This window comes from Actinomadura sp. 7K534 (assembly GCF_004348575.1).
Classification (GTDB): Bacteria; Actinomycetota; Actinomycetes; order Streptosporangiales; family Streptosporangiaceae; genus Spirillospora; species Spirillospora livida.
In genome coordinates, this window is record NZ_SMKB01000022.1 from 13,677 (window position 1) to 33,510 (window position 19,834).

At 70.7% G+C, this 19,834-nt stretch carries 21 protein-coding genes; 13 read left to right on the forward strand and 8 right to left on the reverse strand.

What is annotated here, in order from left to right; translation table 11 throughout:
- Positions 1 to 40 precede the first annotated feature (40 nt).
- Positions 41 to 847, reverse strand: coding sequence for a class I SAM-dependent methyltransferase (locus E1266_RS07260; protein WP_229808738.1), 807 nt, complete (start codon positions 845 to 847; stop codon positions 41 to 43).
- Positions 848 to 892: 45 nt separating this feature from the next.
- On the opposite strand from E1266_RS07260, the gene E1266_RS07265 reads away from it, so the two are divergent.
- The 3 genes from E1266_RS07265 to E1266_RS07275 all read left to right on the forward strand — a co-directional run bounded on the left by E1266_RS07265 (position 893) and on the right by E1266_RS07275 (position 3,178).
- The gene (locus E1266_RS07265; protein WP_132045067.1) at positions 893 to 1,234 is read left to right on the forward strand and encodes a hypothetical protein; all 342 of its coding nucleotides are present in this window, start codon (positions 893 to 895) and stop codon (positions 1,232 to 1,234) included.
- 58 nt (positions 1,235 to 1,292) lie between these two features.
- The gene (locus E1266_RS07270; RefSeq protein WP_132045069.1) at positions 1,293 to 2,165 is read left to right on the forward strand and encodes a crotonase/enoyl-CoA hydratase family protein; all 873 of its coding nucleotides are present in this window, start codon (positions 1,293 to 1,295) and stop codon (positions 2,163 to 2,165) included.
- Positions 2,166 to 2,365: 200 nt separating this feature from the next.
- Complete coding sequence (locus E1266_RS07275) at positions 2,366 to 3,178, forward strand: polysaccharide deacetylase family protein (RefSeq protein WP_132045071.1); 813 nt, start codon at positions 2,366 to 2,368, stop codon at positions 3,176 to 3,178.
- Between the two features lie 27 nt (positions 3,179 to 3,205).
- On the opposite strand, the gene E1266_RS07280 is transcribed toward E1266_RS07275, so the two are convergent.
- Positions 3,206 to 3,457, reverse strand: a complete 252-nt coding sequence (locus tag E1266_RS07280; protein ID WP_132045073.1) for a hypothetical protein — start codon at positions 3,455 to 3,457, stop codon at positions 3,206 to 3,208.
- Between the two features lie 111 nt (positions 3,458 to 3,568).
- Between E1266_RS07280 and fdxA the strand changes: the two genes are divergently transcribed.
- The 7 genes from fdxA to E1266_RS07315 all read left to right on the forward strand — a co-directional run bounded on the left by fdxA (position 3,569) and on the right by E1266_RS07315 (position 9,008).
- Positions 3,569 to 3,895, forward strand: a complete 327-nt coding sequence (gene fdxA, locus E1266_RS07285) for a ferredoxin (protein ID WP_132045075.1) — start codon at positions 3,569 to 3,571, stop codon at positions 3,893 to 3,895.
- Positions 3,896 to 4,051: 156 nt separating this feature from the next.
- Positions 4,052 to 5,137, forward strand: a complete 1,086-nt coding sequence (dapC, locus tag E1266_RS07290) for a succinyldiaminopimelate transaminase (protein ID WP_132045077.1) — start codon at positions 4,052 to 4,054, stop codon at positions 5,135 to 5,137.
- A 191-nt stretch (positions 5,138 to 5,328) separates the two neighbouring features.
- Positions 5,329 to 5,946 carry a DUF4178 domain-containing protein gene (locus tag E1266_RS07295; protein ID WP_229808740.1) on the forward strand — a complete coding sequence of 206 codons (618 nt, stop codon included), beginning with the start codon at positions 5,329 to 5,331 and terminating at the stop codon, positions 5,944 to 5,946.
- 2 nt (positions 5,947 to 5,948) lie between these two features.
- On the forward strand, positions 5,949 to 6,455 hold the full coding sequence (locus E1266_RS07300) for a DUF2617 family protein (RefSeq protein WP_132045081.1): 507 nt from the start codon (positions 5,949 to 5,951) through the stop codon (positions 6,453 to 6,455).
- On the forward strand, positions 6,452 to 6,886 hold the full coding sequence (locus E1266_RS07305; RefSeq protein ID WP_243718267.1) for a DUF4247 domain-containing protein: 435 nt from the start codon (positions 6,452 to 6,454) through the stop codon (positions 6,884 to 6,886). Before E1266_RS07300 ends, E1266_RS07305 begins: the two co-directional genes overlap by 4 nt.
- 10 nt (positions 6,887 to 6,896) lie before the next feature.
- A complete protein-coding gene (locus E1266_RS07310) occupies positions 6,897 to 7,337 on the forward strand; it encodes a DUF350 domain-containing protein (RefSeq protein WP_132045083.1) in 441 nt (146 codons plus the stop codon).
- Between the two features lie 63 nt (positions 7,338 to 7,400).
- Complete coding sequence (locus E1266_RS07315) at positions 7,401 to 9,008, forward strand: polyamine aminopropyltransferase (protein WP_132045085.1); 1,608 nt, start codon at positions 7,401 to 7,403, stop codon at positions 9,006 to 9,008.
- 6 nt (positions 9,009 to 9,014) lie between these two features.
- On the opposite strand, the gene E1266_RS07320 is transcribed toward E1266_RS07315, so the two are convergent.
- Positions 9,015 to 9,716 (reverse strand): MerR family transcriptional regulator, encoded by a 702-nt coding sequence (locus E1266_RS07320; RefSeq protein ID WP_132045087.1) that lies wholly within the window; start codon positions 9,714 to 9,716, stop codon positions 9,015 to 9,017.
- Positions 9,717 to 9,793: 77 nt separating this feature from the next.
- Between E1266_RS07320 and E1266_RS07325 the strand changes: the two genes are divergently transcribed.
- Positions 9,794 to 10,936, forward strand: a complete 1,143-nt coding sequence (locus E1266_RS07325; protein ID WP_132045089.1) for an acyl-CoA dehydrogenase family protein — start codon at positions 9,794 to 9,796, stop codon at positions 10,934 to 10,936.
- Positions 10,937 to 10,948: 12 nt separating this feature from the next.
- On the opposite strand, the gene E1266_RS07330 is transcribed toward E1266_RS07325, so the two are convergent.
- The 5 genes from E1266_RS07330 to E1266_RS07350 form a co-directional block, all read right to left on the reverse strand.
- Positions 10,949 to 11,605, reverse strand: coding sequence for a TrkA family potassium uptake protein (locus E1266_RS07330; protein ID WP_243718268.1), 657 nt, complete (start codon positions 11,603 to 11,605; stop codon positions 10,949 to 10,951).
- Complete coding sequence (locus E1266_RS07335; RefSeq protein WP_347876705.1) at positions 11,598 to 12,971, reverse strand: potassium transporter TrkG; 1,374 nt, start codon at positions 12,969 to 12,971, stop codon at positions 11,598 to 11,600. Before E1266_RS07335 ends, E1266_RS07330 begins: the two co-directional genes overlap by 8 nt.
- 101 nt (positions 12,972 to 13,072) lie before the next feature.
- The gene (locus E1266_RS07340; protein ID WP_132045091.1) at positions 13,073 to 13,453 is read right to left on the reverse strand and encodes a VOC family protein; all 381 of its coding nucleotides are present in this window, start codon (positions 13,451 to 13,453) and stop codon (positions 13,073 to 13,075) included.
- Between the two features lie 75 nt (positions 13,454 to 13,528).
- A complete protein-coding gene (locus E1266_RS07345; RefSeq protein ID WP_132045093.1) occupies positions 13,529 to 14,152 on the reverse strand; it encodes a hypothetical protein in 624 nt (207 codons plus the stop codon).
- A gap of 129 nt (positions 14,153 to 14,281) precedes the next feature.
- Positions 14,282 to 15,982, reverse strand: a complete 1,701-nt coding sequence (locus tag E1266_RS07350) for a DUF6119 family protein (protein ID WP_132045095.1) — start codon at positions 15,980 to 15,982, stop codon at positions 14,282 to 14,284.
- Positions 15,983 to 16,150: 168 nt separating this feature from the next.
- Here E1266_RS07350 and E1266_RS07355 point away from each other — a divergent pair, with 168 nt between their 5' ends.
- Together E1266_RS07355 and E1266_RS07360 are read left to right on the forward strand one after the other, a co-directional pair.
- Positions 16,151 to 17,794, forward strand: coding sequence for an N-6 DNA methylase (locus tag E1266_RS07355; RefSeq protein WP_132045097.1), 1,644 nt, complete (start codon positions 16,151 to 16,153; stop codon positions 17,792 to 17,794).
- A complete protein-coding gene (locus E1266_RS07360; protein WP_132045099.1) occupies positions 17,791 to 19,815 on the forward strand; it encodes a class I SAM-dependent DNA methyltransferase in 2,025 nt (674 codons plus the stop codon). Before E1266_RS07355 ends, E1266_RS07360 begins: the two co-directional genes overlap by 4 nt.
- Positions 19,816 to 19,834: the final 19 nt, after the last annotated feature.

Here is a 19,834-nt window from a genome sequence, read left to right on the forward strand (position 1 = left end):
CTCAACCCTAGGACGGGCCGCCCCGTCCCAAGGCGGCGGGTCACAGCTGGGGGTCGGCGGCGAACGGCCCGAAGGGCAGCGGGGTGGCGCTGTCGGCCTTGCGGACCGCCGCGAACCGCAGCCGCACGTAGTCGGCGACCCAGCCGGACTCGCGGCGCAGCGCCGGCGCGGCCAGGTCGTTGACCCGCTTGAGCAGCGGGTCGACGATCTCCGGCGGGACGTCGGCGAGGGCGCGGGCGGCGTAGGCGCGGACCCAGTCGGCGGCTCCGTTGGGCCCCTCGGTCATCCGCGTGGGGCGGTCGGCGTGCTCCAGCAGCCGCAGCGTGAACCCGGCCTCCTCCAGCCGGGCCGCGTACTCGGCGGGCGTCGGGAAGTACCAGGGCAGCTCGGGCTCGCCGAGGCCGAACACGCGCCACGCGGTCTGCATCGCGACGATCAGCTCGGCGCAGTTGCCCGCGCCGCCCAGCTCGCCGACGAACCGCCCGCCGGGGCGCAGCGCCGCGTACACGCGCCCGATCACGGCGTCGGGGTCGCGGTTCATCCAGTGCAGCGCCGCGTTCGAGGCCACCGCGTCGAACGACTCCCCGACGGTGAAGTCGTGGGCGTCGCCGACGATGAACGAGAGCCCGGGGTACGCGGCGGCCGCCTGGGCGACCATCTCGGGGCTGCCGTCGATGCCCAGCACCTCGGCGCCACGCTCTGCGATCTCCGCGCTGAACGTCCCCGTCCCGCACCCGAGATCGATGACCCGTTCACCGGGCTGCGGATCGAGCAGGTCGACCAGGGGCGCGCCGTGCGCGGAGACGTACCCGAAAGCGGAGTCGTACGTCGTCACGGCCCAATTCACTGTCATAATTTATCGGACAAACCCGAGGTGGAGGCGGCGTTTGGGATGGCGGACGTCACGTCCGAGGTGCGGATCATCGGCTCCGAGGGGCCGGACGGCCTCACGCTGCGCACGTCGGGGCTGTCCGCCGGGAACCTCCCGGAGCTCCGCGTGGCCGGGCTTCCGCCCTACCTGGGCCAGGGCTGGGCGCGCGTCCTCGCCGCCCTGGCGCGGCGGCTGGCGGCGTCCGGCGAGGTCCCCGCGCGCATCACGCTCGGCGCGGAGGTTGAGATCAGTCTCACACCGACGGATGACGGCGTGCTGACTCCGGGGCCGCCGCCGGGCCACGACGCCGACGGCTGGCACCGGGACGTGCTGCTGCGCCTGTTCCCGGAGGCCCGCACCTGACCGGCGCACCTGTTCCTAGAATCGGATTCTGTCCAGCAGGCCGCAGAAGGGATCGCAGGTGCCGTACACAGAGATCGAGTACGAGGTTCGGGACGGGATCGCGACGGTCACGCTGAACCGGCCGCACAAGATGAACGCGTTCACGTTCACCATGCGCGACGAGATGATCGACGTCTTCGACCGGATCGACGCCGACGACGACGTCCGCGCGGTGGTCGTGACCGGCGCGGGGCGCGCGTTCTGCGCGGGCGCCGACCTGAGCGGCGGCGGCGACACCTTCGACAAGGACAAGGCCGAGGCGGTGCTGCCCGGCGAGATCGACCGGCTGGACGACGGCACCCCGCGCGACGGCGGCGGCATGGTCGCGCTCCGCGTCGCCCGCTGCCTCAAGCCGGTCATCGGCGCGTTCAACGGCGCCGCGGTCGGCGTCGGCGTCACGATGACGCTCCCGATGGACGTCCGGCTCGCCAGCGAGAAGGCCAGGTTCGGGTTCGTGTTCGCGCGGCGCGGCATCGTCACCGAGGCGGCGTCCAGCTGGTTCCTGCCCCGGCTCGTCGGCATCGCCCAGGCCATGGAGTGGGCCGCGACCGGCCGCGTCTTCGACGCGCGGGAGGCGCTGGAGGGCCGCCTCGTGTCCCGCGTCCTCCCGCCGGACGAGCTGCTCCCCGCCGCCTACGCGCTGGCCCGGGAGATCGCCGACAACACCTCCGCGGTCTCCGTCGCGACCATCCGCCGCCTCATGTGGTCGGGCCTGTCGGCCCCGTCCCCGTGGGACGCGCACGCCGCCGACTCGCGCCTCATGGCCGCGCTCGGCGGCGGTGCGGACGCGATCGAGGGCGTCTCGTCCTTCCTGGAGAAGCGCGACGCGGCGTTCCCGATGCGCGTCAGCAAGGACCTCCCGCCCGAGGTCCCGGACTGGCCCGTCCGCTGAGCCCTCCGCCCTACCCCGGTGCGTCTCCGGGGTGGGGCGGTCCTGCATGATGGTCATGAGTGATCATCCGGTCAAGGATGATCTTCGCATTACGCACCGTTACTCCCCGTGTCATCCGCGTGACGGGGGTAGGAACCCGCCCGAGGCAACACGTTCGGGGGCTCGTGGTGCGATATTGGCATGTTCTTATTCTTGGCGGGATGTTGCTGGCCGCCACCGGGTGCGCGGGCGGCAACGAGACGCAGGCGACGGGAGGGCAGGCCGCCGCGGCGGAGAAGCTGCGGCAGGAGATGCGGCCTCCCTCGCCGAGCCGGCCGCCGAGCCCGCCACCGCCCCGGGACATCGACTGCGACCAGGTGAAGTGCGTTTCCCTGACTTTCGACGACGGCCCCGGAGAGCACACCGGCCGGCTGCTCGACACGCTCGAGGCGGCCGGTGTCCGCGCCACGTTCTTCATGCTGGGCCAGATGGTCCGGGAGCATCCGGACCTCGTGCGGCGCATGGTGCTGGAGGGCCACGAGGTCGCCAACCACACCTGGTCGCACCGGGACCTCACCGGGCTGTCGCCGGCGGGCGTCCGGTCGCAGATCGAGCGGACGCAGGAGGCCGTCAAGGACGTGACGGGCGTCGAGCCCGCGCTCATGCGGCCCCCGTACGGGGCGACGGACGAGAAGGTCGCGCGCGCCGTAGGGATGCCCCAGATCCTGTGGAGCGTCGACACCATGGACTGGCGGCACCGCAGTCTCGTCCGCAACACCAAGGTGGGCATCCACGAGCCGGTCCACGGCGACATCGTCCTGTACCACGACATCCACAAGCCGACCGTCGACTCCATCCCGGAGGTGATCGAGGGCCTGAAGGAGCGAGGGTTCACCCTCGTCACGGTGACGGAGATGTTCCAGGGCGAGAAGCTCACGCCGGGAGAGACCTACACCGGACGCATCGAGGAGGCCGCGCAGGTCGCGGCGGACCCGCCGCCGTCCGGCTCACCGGCCGGCCCGCCGGCCCGTTGACTTGCGGCGTTCCCGGGGGCGCGGGGCTCAGCCGCGCGGTCTGCGGCGCGGCGGAGGGTTCCGCGGGACGACCTTGGCCGCGACCATGGTGCTCTCCGGAATCTCGACCAGTTCACCATCGCGGCGGCGCACGGTGAGCGTATCCCCGGACCAGGATTCGAGGACGCCGAGGACGTCGCTGTACTCTCCCGTTGGCAGACGGCGGCGCAGCGAGATCCGCTGCCCCACGTCCGCGCTGCTGATGGACACCACCAAGCGCGCGACGAAGCGGCCTGACATGGAGGACCCCCGTGTCGAATCGACGGCGCCGTGGTGGCCATACTATTCACAGCGAGCTTGCGGTGAGCCGTGCCGTGCGGCGGGGCCGGAAACCCGAGAGGAGTCACTGACGTGACCTACGTCATCGCGCAGCCCTGCGTGGACCTGCTCGACAAGGCATGCATCGAGGAGTGCCCGGTCGACTGCATCTACGAGGGCAAGCGCATGCTCTACATCCACCCGGATGAGTGCGTCGACTGTGGTGCGTGCGAGCCTGTTTGCCCGGTTGAGGCGATCTACTACGAGGACGACACGCCTGACCAGTGGAAGGACTTCTACAAGGCCAACGTGGAGTTCTTCGACGACCTCGGTTCGCCGGGCGGGGCGTCCAAGGTCGGCAAGATCGACAAGGATCACCCGATCGTCGCCGCGCTGCCCCCGCAGGAGCACGACGAGTGACGAGGGGCCGGCCTGGCGCCGGGTGAGCGCCCGGAGGGGCGCGCTTCCCAGGGCCTCCTGCGTCGATTTCCGGGCCGTGGCCTCCACTTCCGGTGGAGGGCCACGGCCTCGCGGGTTCTGGAGTGACCCGTGGTTTTCCAGATATAGGGGTGGAACGTGTTCACGCTGCCGGACTTTCCCTGGGATCGGCTCGCGCCGTACAAGGAGCGGGCCCTCGCCCACCCCGGCGGCATCGCCGACCTCTCGGTCGGGACGCCCGTGGACCCCACCCCCGAGCCGATCCGGGCGGCGCTGGCCGGCGCCGCCGACGCGCCCGGGTACCCGCAGACCTACGGGACGCCGCGGCTGCGCGAGGCGGCGGCCGGGTGGCTGCGCCGCCGCGCCGGCGTTTCGGGCGCCGACCCGGACGCGGTGCTCCCCGTCATCGGCACCAAGGAGCTGGTGGCCTGGCTGCCGACGCTGCTCGGCGCGGGCCCCGGCGACCGGGTCGTCTTCCCCGAGCTGGCCTACCCGACCTATGACGTGGGCGCCCGGTTGGCCGGGGCGACGCCCGTCGCGTCGGACGGCCTGCTCTCCCTCGGCCCGGTCCGGCCGAAGATCGTCTGGGTGAACTCGCCGTCGAACCCGACGGGCAAGGTGCTGCCCGCCGAGCATCTGCGCAAGGTCGTCGCGTGGGCGCGCGGCCGCGGCGCGATCGTCGTCAGCGACGAGTGCTACCTGGAGTTCGGCTGGGAGGACGCCAGCCCGCCGGTCTCGATCCTGCACCCGGACGTGTGCGAGGGGTCCCACGAGGGCCTGCTCGCCGTCAACTCCCTCTCCAAGCGCTCCAACATGGCCGGCTACCGCGCCGGCTTCGTCACGGGCGACATCGCGCTCGTCAAGCGGCTCCTCGAGGTCCGCAAGCACGCCGGGATGATCGTCCCCGGCCCGGTGCAGGCGGCGATGGCGGTCGCGTTCGACGACGACGCGCACGTGGACGAGCAGCGGGCGCGGTACGCCCGCCGCCGCGCCGCGCTGCGCGCCGCGTTCGAGCGGCACGGCTTCCGCATCGACCATTCCGAGGCGTCGCTGTACCTGTGGGCCACGCGGGACGAGCCGTGCTGGGAGACCGTCGCCCACCTGGCGTCCCTGGGCGTCCTCGTCGGTCCCGGCGAGTTCTACGGCCCGGCCGGCGCGCGGCACATCCGGATCGCGTTCACCGCCACCGACGAGCGCGTCGCCGCCGCCGCCGACCGTCTCTGACCCTCTCTGAGGACTCTCCGTCCCAGGCCACCGCTTGTTCCGGCTCGGATTCGGTTTCGTGCCGATTGATCTGTTTCCGTGTGAAACCGGCCGTTCCTTTGGTACGTCTGACGCGGTATGGGCACGGCGGTTCGCAGTCGGTAGGATCCGCGGGTCTGTCCAGGAACGGTGACGAAAAGATGGAGGTGTCCGTGAGCGGAACGGCGATAGTGATCCTGCTCGTGCTGATCCTGATCGCCTTGATCGTGTTGATCGTCGTCCTGCTCGGGCGCCGCCGGACACCGGCCCCGGCGCCGGCCGCCCAGGTCCCGCGGGACCCGTTCGCGCCCGGCGACCAGGTCGCGGGAGACCCGCGGACGCTGAAGGCGGGGGACATGGTCGAGTACCTCGGCGTCCGCTACTTCGTGCGGGGGTCGGTGCGGCTGCGCGAGGGCGGCTTCACCTGGAGCGAGCACCTGCTCGACGCCGACACCATCGAGGGCACCAAGGTGTGGATCTCCGTCGAGGAGGACCCCGACCTGGAGGTCGTCTGGTGGACGGAGCACGAGATCGGCGACCTGACCCCCAGCGCTCGGACGGTCGTCGTGGACGGCGTGGAGTACCGACGCGAGGAGCACGGCACCGCCGACTACACCAGTGAGGGCACGACCGGCCTCGGCGTCCAGGGACGCGTCGAGTACGTCGACTACGAGGGCCCGCGCGGCAAGTACCTGTCGTTCGAGCAGTACGGCGGCGGCCGCTGGGAGGCCGGCCTCGGCGAACGCGTGCCGACCGGGTCGATGACCATCTACCCGGGCGGCGGTGCCTGATCTTGCGGGCCACCCTCGACACCCCCTTCGCGGACGCCCGCGCCGACGCCCTCTCCTTCGCCCTCGGGCTGCCCCGCCTGGAGGCCCTCGCCGTGCTGCCCCTGGAGCGGGCCGGCCTGACCGTGGAGCTGCGGCTGCTCGGCGCGTCCCACCAGGTCATCGCCGGGCCGCTCAGCGAGACGGTGGCGTGCCTGCCCGGCGACGCCGAACCGCTGCCGGGGCGCGCGACCACCAGCGTCCCCGGCTGGACCTACGATTTCGCCGCGACGACGGCCACCCACAGCGACGGCACCGCGTTCGCCCGCGCCGTCGAGGCGGTCTGCGCGCGGCTGGCCGACCGCGGTGACGCGCTGACCGGGGACTTCCCCGGCTCACGCCACGCCGTCACCGCCCTCGCACTGGAGACCCCCGCACCGGACGACATCGGGCTGGGCTGGCGGACGTGGCACGCCTACCCGCAGACCCGGGAGATAGTGATGACGCGGAGCCGGCTGGTGAAACCATCGTGAACAGCAGAAGAAGGATGCTCGGCGGCGTGCTCGCCGCGGTTCTGGTCGTCCCGGTCCTCGGGGCCTGCGGCACCTCGAACCGGGACTGGATCGCCGACAAGTACGCGAGGGCCGGGCACGACACGTACCGGTCCCCGAAGGCTCCGCAGGCGGTCGCCTCGGAGATCTCCCGCAAGTTCAAGCCGATCGGCCGGGTGGACGACATGGCGACCCGGGGCGCGGCGGGCGGGATCTTCCTGCAGTACCCCAAGCTGGTCGTCGGCGTCCTGCCGGACGGGGCGGGCAGCCGCATCACCGTCGACAACCCCCGGCGCGGCTACGACCGCTACCACTCGCACATCGGCGGGGTCTGGCTGCGGCCGGGAAGCAACGGATGGACCACCGGCGGCGCGGCGTCGTTCCGCGGCGGCGGGCCAGGGTCGGGCAAATGAGGAGCGATAGATGAACGACGGCATGCTCAACGAGATCGGCGCGACCTTCGCCTACGGCGCGGTCGGCATCGCCCTCATGGCGGTCGGCTACCTGGCCGTGGAGCTGATGACGCCCGGCAAGCTGGGCAAGCAGATCTGGACCGACGGCAACAAGGGCGCCGCGCTGCTGCTCGCGGTGAAGCTGTTCAGCGTCGGCATCATCGTCACCACGGCGATCATCACCAGCGACGACGACCTGGGCGCCGGCCTCATCGACACGGCGGTGTTCGGCGGCATCGGCATCGTGCTGATGGTCATCGCGTTCCTGCTCCTGGACGTGACGACGCCCGGCAAGCTCGGCGCGACGCTCGTGGACGAGGGCGGCGCCGGCGCGAAGATCCACCCGGCCGGCTGGGTGGTCTCCGCCGCCGACCTGGGCCTCGCCGCGATCGTCGCCGGGGCGGTCTCCTGACCACCCCGGCGCGAAGGGGGGCGACGTGGTGCCGCGGGTGCTGACGCTGCGGGGCAACGGCTGATGGCCGAGGACACGGCCGTGCGGCCGGAGCCGGGCGAGGCCGTCGAGGAGGGCCGGGCGTCGCTCGGCATCCCGGCGCGGCTCGCGCGTGCGCTCGTGCTGGCGGCCGTGTTCACCTGCGCCGCCTGCGGCCTGGTGTACGAGCTGGCACTGGTGGCCCTGGGCAGCTACCTGATGGGCAACTCGGTCACCCAGGCGTCGATCGTGCTGTCGGTGATGGTCTTCGCGATGGGCGTCGGCTCGCTGCTCGCCAAGCCGCTGCGGCGCTGGCCGGTCCCGGCGTTCGCGATCGTGGAGGCCGTGCTGGCGCTGGTCGGCGGGCTGTCGGTGCTGGCGCTGTACGCGGCGTTCGCGTGGCTCAGCCTGTACAACCCCGTCCTGATCGTGGTGGCGTTCCTCGTCGGGGCGCTGATCGGCGCGGAGCTGCCGCTCCTGATGACGCTGCTGCAGCGGATACGGCGGCAGGAGGCGGGCGCCGCCGTCGCCGACCTGTTCGCCGCCGACTACGTGGGCGCGCTGCTCGGCGGGCTGGCGTTCCCGTTCCTGCTGCTGCCGGTCTTCGGGCACATCAGGGGCGCGCTGCTGGTCGGCGCGGTCAACGTGGTGGCGGGGATCGCGGTGGTGCTGTGGCTGTTCCGGCGGGAGGTCGGCCGCGGGGTCCAGGCCGCGCTCTGGTCGACGATGGTGGCGGTGCTGGTCGTCCTCGGCGGGACGTACGTCATGGCCGACGAGTTCGAGGTCTCGGCCCGGCAGGTCCTCTACCGGGACCCGATCGTGCTGTCCAAGCAGACCCCGTACCAGGAGATCGTCATCACCCGGCAGGTCGCGCTGTCGGGCCGGCCGGACCTGCGGCTGTTCCTGAACGGGGACCTCCAGTTCTCCTCCGTGGACGAGTACCGGTACCACGAGTCGCTCGTCCACCCGATCATGTCGGGGCCGCACGGCAGGGTCCTCGTCCTCGGCGGCGGGGACGGTCTGGCGCTGCGCGAGGTGCTGCGGTACGAGAGCGTCCGGAGCGCGACGCTGGTCGAGCTGGACCCGGAGATGCTGCGCCTGGCGCGCGAGTACGGGCCGCTCGCGTCCCTCAACGACCGCGCGTTCGAGGATCCGCGCGCCAGGACCGTCGAGGCGGACGCGTTCACCTGGCTGCGCGGCCTGAACGAGCAGTTCGACACGATCATCGTGGACATGCCCGACCCCGACGACGTCGCGACCGCCAAGCTGTACTCGGTCGAGTTCTACGGCATGGTGAAGCGGGTGCTCGCGCCCGGCGGGCGGATGGTCGTCCAGTCGGGGTCGCCGTACTTCGCCCCGAAGTCGTTCTGGAGCATCGAGAAGTCGATCGCCGCCGCGGGGCTGGCGACCGTCCCGTACCACGTGGACGTGCCGAGCTTCGGGGACTGGGGGTACGTCCTAGCGGCGCCGACCGAGAAGCCTCCGGCGCTCAGGCTCGCGTCCGACGTCCCTGGCCTCCGCTTCATGGACGAGCAGCTTCTCCAGGCGTCGACGGTCTTCCCCAAGGACCGCAGGGCCCGCGATGTGGAGACCAACACGCTCGCCCACCCGCACCTGGTCAAGTACCAGGAGCAGGAGTGGAAGGGCGCCTGACCCCGGTCAGTCCGGCACGGACTGCCGGATGGCCTTGTCCACGGCCCGCTGGAACGACGTGACGAGCGACTGGATCATCAGGGGCTTCAGCTTCCCTGCCATGTCCATGAGCCGCTCCCGCTCCTCGGGGGACCGGCCGCCCTCCCGGTACGGCCGGACGACGGTGTCCTGGAAGGCCCGCTGCAGCTCGGCGGCCAGCGCGGTCGTGTGCCGGTCGACGGCCTCGTGCGAGGCGATCAGCGTGTCCAGCGGCATCGGCAGCGCGGCCAGTTCGGCGCTGCTGCCGAGCAGCGCGGGGCTGACCACCCGGACGACGTCGTCCGAGACGAACTCGACGACGCCCAGGGCCTCCAGGCGTTTCAGCAGGTCGTCGTCCAGGTGCCGCCCGGCGCGCCGGTCCAGTTCGTGCCGGTCGAGGTCCTCGGGGCGCTCCGGGGCCCACGGCGACAGCAGGGCGCGCTGCAGCGCGAGGTCCTCGGCGGGCGCGTCCAGCGGGATCTTCTGCAGGTGCTTCTCGATGGAGGCGAGCGTGAGCCCGAGCGACTGGAGTTCGCGGACGAGTTCCAGCCGCGCGAGGTGCTCGGGGCCGTACAGGCCGGTCCGGCCGCGCAGCTTCGGGGGCGGGAGAAGGCCGCGCCCGGCGTAGAACCGCACGGTCCGGACGGTGACCCCGGCGCGGGAGGCCAGCTCGTCCACGGTCAGTTCCATCCCGCCTCCCTGTATGTGACAGTGCCAGTGTTACATTAATCGTGTATCAGCGAGCACTTACCGAGGGAGACCGCCGGATGGGACGGGATATCTACACCGACGAGCACGAGGCGTTCCGCGACATGGTGCGGTCCTTCATCGAGAAGGAGATCGCCCCCCACCACGAGCAGTGGGAGAAGGACGGGATCGTCTCGCGCGAGGTGTGGCTCGCGGCCGGGCGCGCGGGCCTGCTCGGCATCGACATGCCGGAGGAGTACGGGGGCGGCGGCAACGACGACTACCGCTACTACGTGATCTTCAACGAGGAGCTGGCGCGGGCGAGCGTCCACGGTCCCGGCTTCGCCGTCCACAACGACATCAACGGCGGTTACCTGCGGCAGCTCTGCAATGACGAGCAGAAGGCCCGCTGGTTCCCCGGCTACTGCTCCGGCGAGCTCATCTCCGCGATCGCGATGACCGAGCCCGCCGCCGGCTCCGACCTCCAGGGCATCAAGACCACCGCGGTCAAGGACGGCGACGACTACGTCCTGAACGGCTCGAAGACGTTCATCTCCAACGGCATCCTCGCCGACATCGTCATCGTCGTCGCCAAGACCGACCCGTCCGCCGGGGCCAGGGGCGTCAGCCTCCTGATGGTCGAGCGCGGCATGGCGGGCTTCGAACGCGGCCGCAACCTCGACAAGGTCGGCATGCACGCGCAGGACACCGCCGAGCTGTTCTTCGACAACGTCCGCGTCCCCAAGGAGAACCTCCTCGGCGAGGAGGGCATGGGGTTCATCTACCTGATGCAGAACCTCGCCCGCGAGCGCCTGTCCATCGGCGCGACCGCCCAGGCCGCCGCGGAGGTCGCCTTCGAGCAGACCCTGGAGTACTGCAAGACCCGCGAGGCGTTCGGCCGTCCCATCGGCAAGTTCCAGCACAACCGCTTCACCCTCGCGGAGATGAAGACGGAGCTGACCGTCACCCGCGCCTTCACCGACGACTGCATCGTCAAGGAGGGCGAGGGGGAGCTGTCCGCCGAAGAGGCGGCGATGCTCAAGTACTGGAACACCGAGCTGCTCAAGCGGGTCGTGGACCGCTGCGTCCAGCTCCACGGCGGCTACGGCTACATGACCGAGTACCCGATCGCCAAGGCGTACCAGGACGTCCGCATCCAGACCATCTTCGGCGGCACCACCGAGATCATGAAAGAGATCATCGGCCGCTCCCTCGGCGTCTGACCCGGGCCCGCGTCAGGTGCGGTCGGCGAGGCGTTCGACCTTGGCGATGGGGCCGGCGACCAGGATGACGTCCCCGTACTGCAGGACGGTGTCGGCCGTGGCGTAGGTGAACGGCTCGTCGATCGACTTCACGCTCACCACCGTCACGCCGTACTTGGTCCGCAGGCGCGTCTCGCCCAGGGGGATGCCGACGATCTCCCTGGGCGGGCGCGTCTTGATGAGCGCGAAGTCCTCGTCCACCTCGATGTAGTCGAGCATCCGGCCGCTGACCAGGTGGGCGACGCGCTCGCCCATGTCGTGCTCGGGCAGCACGATGTGGTTGGCGCCGATCCGCTCCAGGATGCGCTTGTGCTGGTGGGTGACGGCCTTGGCCCAGATGTCGTCGATCTCCAGCTCCGCCAGCAGCGATGTCGTCAGGATGCTGGCCTCCAGGTCGCCGCCGATGGCGACCACGGCCCGGTAGAACTCGTCGACCCCGAGCTCGCGGAGCGCGTCGATGTCGGTGGCGTCGGCGGTGATGACGTGGGTGAGCCGCCCCGACAGCGCCTGGACGACCTTCGGACGGTTGTCGATGGCGAGGACCTCGGTGCCGCGCCGGGCCAGTTCCAGGGCCAGCGCCGAGCCGAACCGGCCCATGCCGATCACCACGACGGGAAGATTCTCAGCCAACGATCGGCCTTTCCACGGGGAGTTCGTAGCGGCGGGTGCGTTCCCGCAGGGCGAGCGCGGTGGCGAAGGTGAGCGGGCCGATGCGCCCGACGAACATCAGCACGACGAGCAGCACCTTCCCGGCCGGGGGCAGTTCGGCGGTGATCCCGGTGGACAGCCCCACGGTGCCGAACGCCGACACGACTTCGAACAGCACACGCTCCAGCGTATGGGAGGTCATCACGAGCAGGGCGAACGTTCCGGCGGTGACCATGGCGATGCCGAGGAGCACGATCGAGATCGCCTGGCGCTGGGTGCCGTCGGGCAGCCGGCGGTGCCCCACGTTCACGTGCGTCTCGCCGCGCATCTCGGCCCACAGCACGAAGCCCAGCAGCCCGAACGTGGTGACCTTGATGCCGCCCGCGGTTCCGGCGCTGCCGCCCCCGATGAACATCAGCACGTCGGTGACCAGCCAGCTCTCGGGGCGCATCTGGGCGACGTCGACGGCGTTGAGCCCGCCGCTGCGGGGCATCACGGCCATCATGAAGCCGTTCGGCAGCCGGTCGGATTCGGGCAGCGCGCCCAGGGTGCCCGGATTGCTCCACTCGGCCGCCGACAGCAGCACCGTCCCCACCGACAGCAGCACCACCGTGGCGGCCACGGTGACGCGCGTGAGGATCGACCAGCCCCGCGGCCGCCGCCAGTCCCGGGCCAGTTCGAACACCACCGGGAAGCCGAGCCCGCCGACGATGACCGCCGTGCAGACGGTCAGGATGATCCACGGATCGCCCGCGAACCGTGTGAGGCTGTCCGGCCACAGCGCGAACCCTGCATTGTTGAACGCCGAAACCGCGTGGAACCCGCCCAGGTACGCGGCGCGGCCGGGGGACTCGCCGTAACCGACGAGGAACCGTCCGGTGAGCACCGCCGCCACGACGGCCTCGGACACCAGGCTGAAGACCACCACCCGCCGGACGACCCGGCGCACGTCCGTCATCCGCAGGGTCTTGGTCTCCACCTGGGCCGCGAGCCGGGCCCGGAGCCCCACCCGGCGGGACAGCAGGATGGCGAACAGGGTCGCCAGCGTCATCAGGCCCAGCCCGCCCACCTGGACGAGCCCGAGGATGACGAGGTCGCCGAACATCGTCCAGTGCGAGCCGGTGTCGACGACGACCAGACCGGTGACGCACACCGCCGACGTGGCGGTGAACAGCGCGTCCACCAGCGGGGCCGAGCCAGGCTCGGCCGTGGCCACCGGCAGCGACAGCAGCAGCGTCCCCGTGAGGATCGTGACCAGGAACCCGGTGGCCACGATCTGCGCAGGGTGCTGGAACCGTTCGAGGAAAACCGTCCCCCACGGCCGCGACCTACGCCCCCCGACCAGCACGCACCCCCCGAGTCCAGAACTGCCCTGGACATACCACCACACCTCAGCCCCTACCGGGATACGGGCTTCGGGAACTCCTCAGTGGTGAGCCGGGGACCGTCCTATGCCCATCCCCCGTAGGGGACGGTCAGGATCTCCATGTTGTGCCCGCCGGGATCGGTGAAATAGACACCGCGCCCGCCGTCCCGCGTATTGATCTGCCCCACGCCGGAACCGTCCGGATGGGCGTAGTAGTGCGCGCCGGACTCCTTGATACGGGCGAACATGGCGTCGAACTCCTCGTCCGGCACCAGGAACGCGCAGTGCTGCGAACGGAAGTCATCGGAGTCCATGAAGTCGAGCGTCACCCCGTTCCCGGTCTTCACCGGGATGAACGGCCCCGTCTGGGCCCCTGCCTCAAGCCCCAGGATGCGCGCGAGGAACTCGGCGGAGGTCTTCTTGTCCCTCGCCGGGACGATGATGTGGTCGAGCTGGATGGACATGCACCCTCCCCGTGCACGCGACCCGGCCGCTCCGGGCCCCTCCCCACGAGCGTGCTCCCTCAACCCAACTTGAGGTCAACCGCATCCTCGGCCATCGCTCAGCCGGTCCAGAAGACCCCGGTGATCCTCGGCGGTCTCGTCGGCGAGCCGCAGGATAGCGATGCGTTCGGCGCGGCGGTCCGCATGGGGGAGGGCCCAGAGGTGGACCCAGCCGTTCGATGAGAGCCGTCGCTCGGCATCGAGGACGGGGAAGAGCGTGCTCGCGCCGAGCACGTCGGCGACCTTGCGATCCGACCGGTAAACGAAACCCCGGTAGAGCGCGATGCACAAAGCGACCCAGAGCGGTATGGCCCCGTTGACGATGTAATTCCCCCACGACGGATGAATGCTTACTACGAGCGCCAGGAGGACGAGCTGGCAGGCGATGGCCGCTCCGTAAGTCAGGAGGCACCGCGCGATGAGACCGCCCCGAAGTGTGAAGGCGGCCATCGCGGACGCCAGTTCCCCCTCCAGCACCTCCGGCTCAAGGCGCTCCGCCGCCGGACCGATCACCAGCCTGAGCCGCCTCCCCCACCAGACCTTCGCGCGGATGCCGAGCCGCATCGAACGCGGTACCCGGCCGGAGGTGACCTTGGGCGGCCGGATGCCGAACTCGCCGGCGAGCCGCCCCGCCACCGCCTCGACTTCCTGAAGATCCATGCCGGGCATCATCCCAGGGCGTGGACGGCTCCGTCCTGTTCGGTCACGGTGAGCCGGACGGCGCGCGGCGACCGGTTGCCTGATCAGGCCACCGTCCCCCCGAGGTCGGTACCGGCCACGGGCGTCGGTTCAGGCCGCCGCTGAGGGGGCCTCCTCGTGGGGGATCACGATGACTTCGACCTCGATCCCGTAGCGGGCGAGGGTCTGCGCAAGGTGGGCGAGGGCGATCTGCGCGTTCGGGAAGAGCGTGGCGGGCGTCAGCGGGGTCTTGCGGTCGACCCGCATGGCGAGGACGACCTTCGCCGGTCGCCAACCTTCGGGGAGCGCCCTCTCCCCGCGGCTGGTCTTGCCGACGAGGGCGGCGAAGGACGTGCGGGCATCGTGGCGCAGAACAAGGGACTCCGCCGAGATGAGCGCCTGGCTGAACAGGTGGCTGAACGGCTCGGTGCCCTTGCCGCGCTTCACGTGGACGAGTTCGTTGCCCGGACCGAGGAGGTCGCAGGGCTCGAAGCCGTTCGCGCCGTGGAACTCGGTGCGGGCGCTCGTCCTGTCGAGGCTGAGGAAGCGGGTGACGCCGAACGAGTCCTGCACCCACTCGTTGTAGACGGCCTCGCCGCGCTTCCTGGAGCCGGGCGGGGGCGCGAGATCGTCCGGCCAGGCCGGGAGGCCGAGGCTCGGGACGGGCTTGAACAGCCCGGCGATCCTGCGGCGGACCGCGGCGAAGTACTCGGCGCCGCCCTCGTACCAGACGCCCTCGACGAGGAAGTACTCGCGGCCGTTCACCCGCGCGGCCGCCGCCAGCCAGCGGTCGGCGGGGGCGCGGCCGAGCACCTGCAGTCCCTCGTCGTCCTCGCACATGCGCACCTCGCCGTTCCGCAGCGCCCGGACCGCCGGGACCCGGTGCTGGAGGCGGCAGCGGTGCAGGATGGCGTCCAGGTCGAGTTCCCCCGGGCAGGTGGTCTCCACCGAGCCGATTTTGATGCGGTGACTGCGCGCGTGGCCCGCCAGGTCGGCGAGGTCCATCGGGACGGCCGCGGCGAGCCGCATCCCCGTGTTGTCCCCGGGACCCGTGCGCAGCCGTTCGCCGAGGCGCCGGTCGAGGTCGGTGATGCGCCACTCGTCCCGGACGGGAGTGACGGCCTCCACGAACGCGAAGTCGTCCGGAACGGATCGCGCGCAGATCTCGGAGATCCTGCGCAGCAGCGCGACCAGGCGGTCACGGTCGAGCGGGATCCGCAGCCGCAGCCCCGCGGCCCCCTCGACGCGCACCGGGCGGCCCTGTTCGAGGCCGAGGTCTCCGGGGTCGACCATGCCCGCCAGCTTGCCGACGATCTCGGCGTACTCACTGAGGCCGATGTGCCCGATGGGGATGCCGGACGGGACGTGGGTGGCGTCCTGGCGTCCGAGCCCGGTCATGGAGCGCCGCACGACCGAGCGGACCTGCTCGGCGTCGACGGCGCGGATCGTGAACCCGAGCCCGAAACCGTGGTCCTTGAGCTGGTCGGGGACGGCACGGGATCCGCTGCCGAATCCGATCGCGTAGCGGTCTCCCGCCACGCCGAGCAGCAGGAGTGCGCCGCAGTCGAGCCTCTCGTAGTGGTCGGGGAGCGGCCCGATGAGGTGGGTCGCCGCCTTCACCCACGGGGCGGAGACGGGGTCGCGCCGCCAGTGCAGCGCCAAGGCGGTGGCGTCCGTGTAGTCGGGGAAGACGAGGTCGTCGCCACCCACCTCGTCGAGGAAGGTGCCGGGCAGCGTCTCCAGGAACGCGTCCAGGTCGGGCGCGGCCTCGGACAACCGGTACAGGGTCACTTCATGGGTCGATGCGGACATCGCGGACCTCCGGGGAAGTCGTCCCGGCGGGTGCCGGGATCGAAGGTGGGCGCGGTTTCGCGGGGCCCGCGCATCACGGATCTGACGTAAACAGAGTGAGGCAGTCTGTTAGCGTTGTCAACGTGCTTGCAGATTGAGCCCGCGCTCACAGCCGTGTACGTTGCCGTTATGACGGATGACGAGGCGCTGGTCCCGCCGGCGGAGATCGCGCGGATGGCCGGGGTGACCAGGGCGGCCGTGTCGAACTGGCGGCGCCGCCATCCGGACTTCCCGGAGGCCGCGGGAGGCACCGCGTCCGCGCCGCTGTTCGCGTTGGCCGAGGTGTGGCGGTGGCTGGAGCGGCAGGGCAAGGGGCAGCCAGTCGCGGACGAGGTCAGGCTGTGGAACGCGCTGCGCGCCGAATACGGTGCGGACATGGTCGGCGCGCTTGTCGCGGTGACGGCCGTGCTTCGCGGCGAGCCTGCGAAGCGCCCGCTGAGCGGTCCCACCGCCAAGCTGGTCGCCGAACTGGCGCGCGACCGATCGCCCGAGGAGCTCGTCCGGGGCCTCGCGGAGCGGTTCGTCGCTTCGGCGAGCCACAGCGGGGGCGAGTACGTCTCCACGCCGGTGCTGGTGCGGGTCGTCCGCCATTTCGCGGGCGAAACCGGCGGTGTGGTCTACGACCCGGCCTGCGGCATCGGCGACCTGCTCCTGTCGGTCGGCGGAGACAAGGTGAGGCGGCGTGCCGGCCAGGACGCGGCGGAAGGGCTGCCCGAGTTCGTCCGGGCGCGGGCGGCGCTCGAAGGGAGGCCCGGCAAGGTCGAGGTCGTCCAGGGCGATTCGCTGCGCGACGACCGGTTCCCCGACCTCAAGGCGGACCTCGTGGTGTGCGACCCGCCGACCGGCCGGCCCGACTGGGGACGCGAAGACCTGCTGCTCGACCCCCGCTGGGAGATCGCCCTACCCCCGAAGGCGGAGGGCGATCTCGCGTGGCTCCAGCACTGCTACTTCCACACCGCGCCGGGCGGGCGTGCCGTGCTCGTCCTGCCCGCGTCCGCCGCGTACCGCCGTTCGGGACGCCGCATCCGCGCGGAACTCGTACGCGGCGGCATCCTCGACACCCTGGTCGCGCTCCCCGGCGGGCTCGTCGCCGCGCATTCCGCCCCGGTGCACCTGTGGGTGCTGCGGCGACCGGTCCGCGCGCCCGGCCCGGACGCCCGCGTACGCATGATCGACCTGACCGACGCCGACCTGACCGGCCCGATCGAACCGGACCCCGAGCAGGTCGCGGAGGTGCCCGTCATCTCCCTGCTGGACGACGAGGCCGACCTCACGCCGGGCCGCCACGTCGCCGCCGCCCAGCCGGGCGCGGCGGCCTATGACCGGGCTCGCGAGCGGTTCGAGGAGATCCTCGGCGAGCTGCGCGGCGCCCTGCCCCGCCTCCCCGAGGGAACCGAGGAGATCGCGGCCACGGTCAACGTGTCCGAGCTGATCCGCGGCGGCCTCGTCCAGGTCGAGGACGGGCAGCCGGTCTCCACCACCGACCAGCTCGACACGGACTTCCTGCTCGGTTTCCTTAAGAGCGCGGTGAACACCCGCCGCAACACGTCCGGCTCCGGGACGCACCGAACCGACCCGCGCGGCGCCCGCGTCCCGCAGATGGACCCGGAACGCCAGCGCACGTACGGGGCGGCGTTCCGAGAACTGGAGAGTTTCGTACGGCAGCTCGAAGAGGCGGCCAAAATAGGACGCCGGGCCGTGCAACTCGCACACGACGGCCTCACCAGCGGGACACTGGAACCACCCGGAACCAAGGAAGAGGGCCACGAGTGACCGTTGACCAGAACCTGTCCGCGTTCATCTGGTCGGTGGCGGACCTGCTCCGCGGTGACTACAAGCAGTCCGAGTACGGCAAGGTCATCCTCCCGTTCACGGTGCTTCGCCGGTTCGACTGCGTGATGGGGCCGACGCGGCAGGCCGTGTGGGATCGGGACGCCGCCTACCCGGGCGACACCCCTCCGGCGCTGCTGAAGGCGGCGGCCGGGCTGCCGATCTACAACACGTCCAGGCAGGACTTCCGGACGATCGGCGCCGACCCGGCCAACGTCCGCCGCAACCTCACCGACTACGTCAACGGGTTCTCCGCCGAGGTCGCCGACATCATCGACCGGTACGCGTTCCACACGCAGATCGAGCGGCTGGACGCGTCCGGGCTGCTCTACCAGGTGGTGCAGAAGTTCGCCGACCCCAAGCTCGACCTGAGCCTGGAGCGCGTCAGCAACCACGACATGGGCTACCTGTTCGAGGAGCTGATCCGGAAGTTCTCGGAACTGTCGAACGAGACGGCCGGTGAGCACTTCACGCCCCGCGAGGTCATCGAGCTGATGGTGGAGTTGCTCCTCGCTCCGGACGAGGACGCGCTGACCGGCGAGGGCAAGGTCATCGACATCCTGGACCCGGCCTGCGGGACGGGCGGAATGCTGGCCGCCGCTGAGGAGCACATCCGGCGGATGAACGAGCACGCGCGCATCAACCTGGCCGGGCAGGAACTCAACGCCGAGTCCTACGCGATCTGCCGCTCCGACATGCTGATGAAGGGCTACGACGAGCGGAACTCGTCCATCGCCTTCGGCAACTCGTTCAGCAGCGACGGCCACGACGGCCGGACGTTCCGCTACATGCTGGCCAATCCGCCGTTCGGCGTGGAGTGGAAGAAGGTCGAGCAGGCCGTCAAGGACGAGCACAGGGACCTGGGCCACGCCGGACGCTTCGGCGCCGGCCTGCCGCGCATCAACGACGGCTCTTTTCTGTTCCTCCAGCACATGATGTCCAAGATGCGGCCGACCACGGCCGACGTGGACGACGAGCTCAAGGGCTCCCGGATCGCCATCGTCTTCAACGGCTCCCCGTTGTTCACCGGCGGCGCTGGCTCCGGCGAGTCGGAGATCCGCCGCTGGATCATCGAGAACGACCACCTTGAGGCCATCGTCGCCCTGCCCGACCAGCTCTTCTACAACACCGGCATCTCCACGTACTTCTGGATCGTCACCAACAACAAGGCGCCCCGGAACAAGGGGAAGGTCGTCCTCCTGGACGCCCGCGACCAGTGGAAGAAGATCCGCAAGTCCCTCGGCGAGAAGCGCAAGGAGATCAGCGAGGAGCAGCGGGACCACATCTGCCGCATCTACCGCGACGCCTTCGACATCGCCGCCGACCCGGACCACCCCGACCACGCCAAGGTCAAGGTGTTCCGCAACGAGGACTTCGGATACCAGCGCATCACGATCGACCGGCCGCTGCGCCAGCGCTTCGAGGTCAGCGAGGAGACCCTCACCGCCCTCGCCGAGACGACGGCCGTGCAGAACTACGAGCTGCGGGACGAGTTGCTGAACGGCCTCAAGACCCTCATCGGCACATCCGGGGGGGACCGGACGAGGTTCCGCGAGAAGCTCTTCGCCGCCTACATCGAGAACTCGATCACCGTCCCCCCGGACAAGGTCGAGAAGGCCATCATGACGGCGTTCGCCATCACCGACCCCGAGGGCGAGGTGCAGAAGGTCAAGGGCAAGGTCGCCCACGACCCCGACCTACGCGACTTCGAGAACGTCCCCCTCACCGAAGATATAGATGAGTACTTCGCCCGCGAGGTCCTCCCACACGTCCCGGACGCCTGGATCACCGAAACCAAGGACCCCAAGACGAAGGAAACGATCCGCGCCAAAATCGGCTACGAGATCCCCTTCACCCGCTACTTCTACACCTACACCCCACCAAGACCCTTGGAAGAGATCGACGCCGACTTGAAGGCCATCGAGTCCCAAATTCAAGCACTCCTCGGCCAGGTGACTAAGTGACGGCGTGGCCAGAGTCATG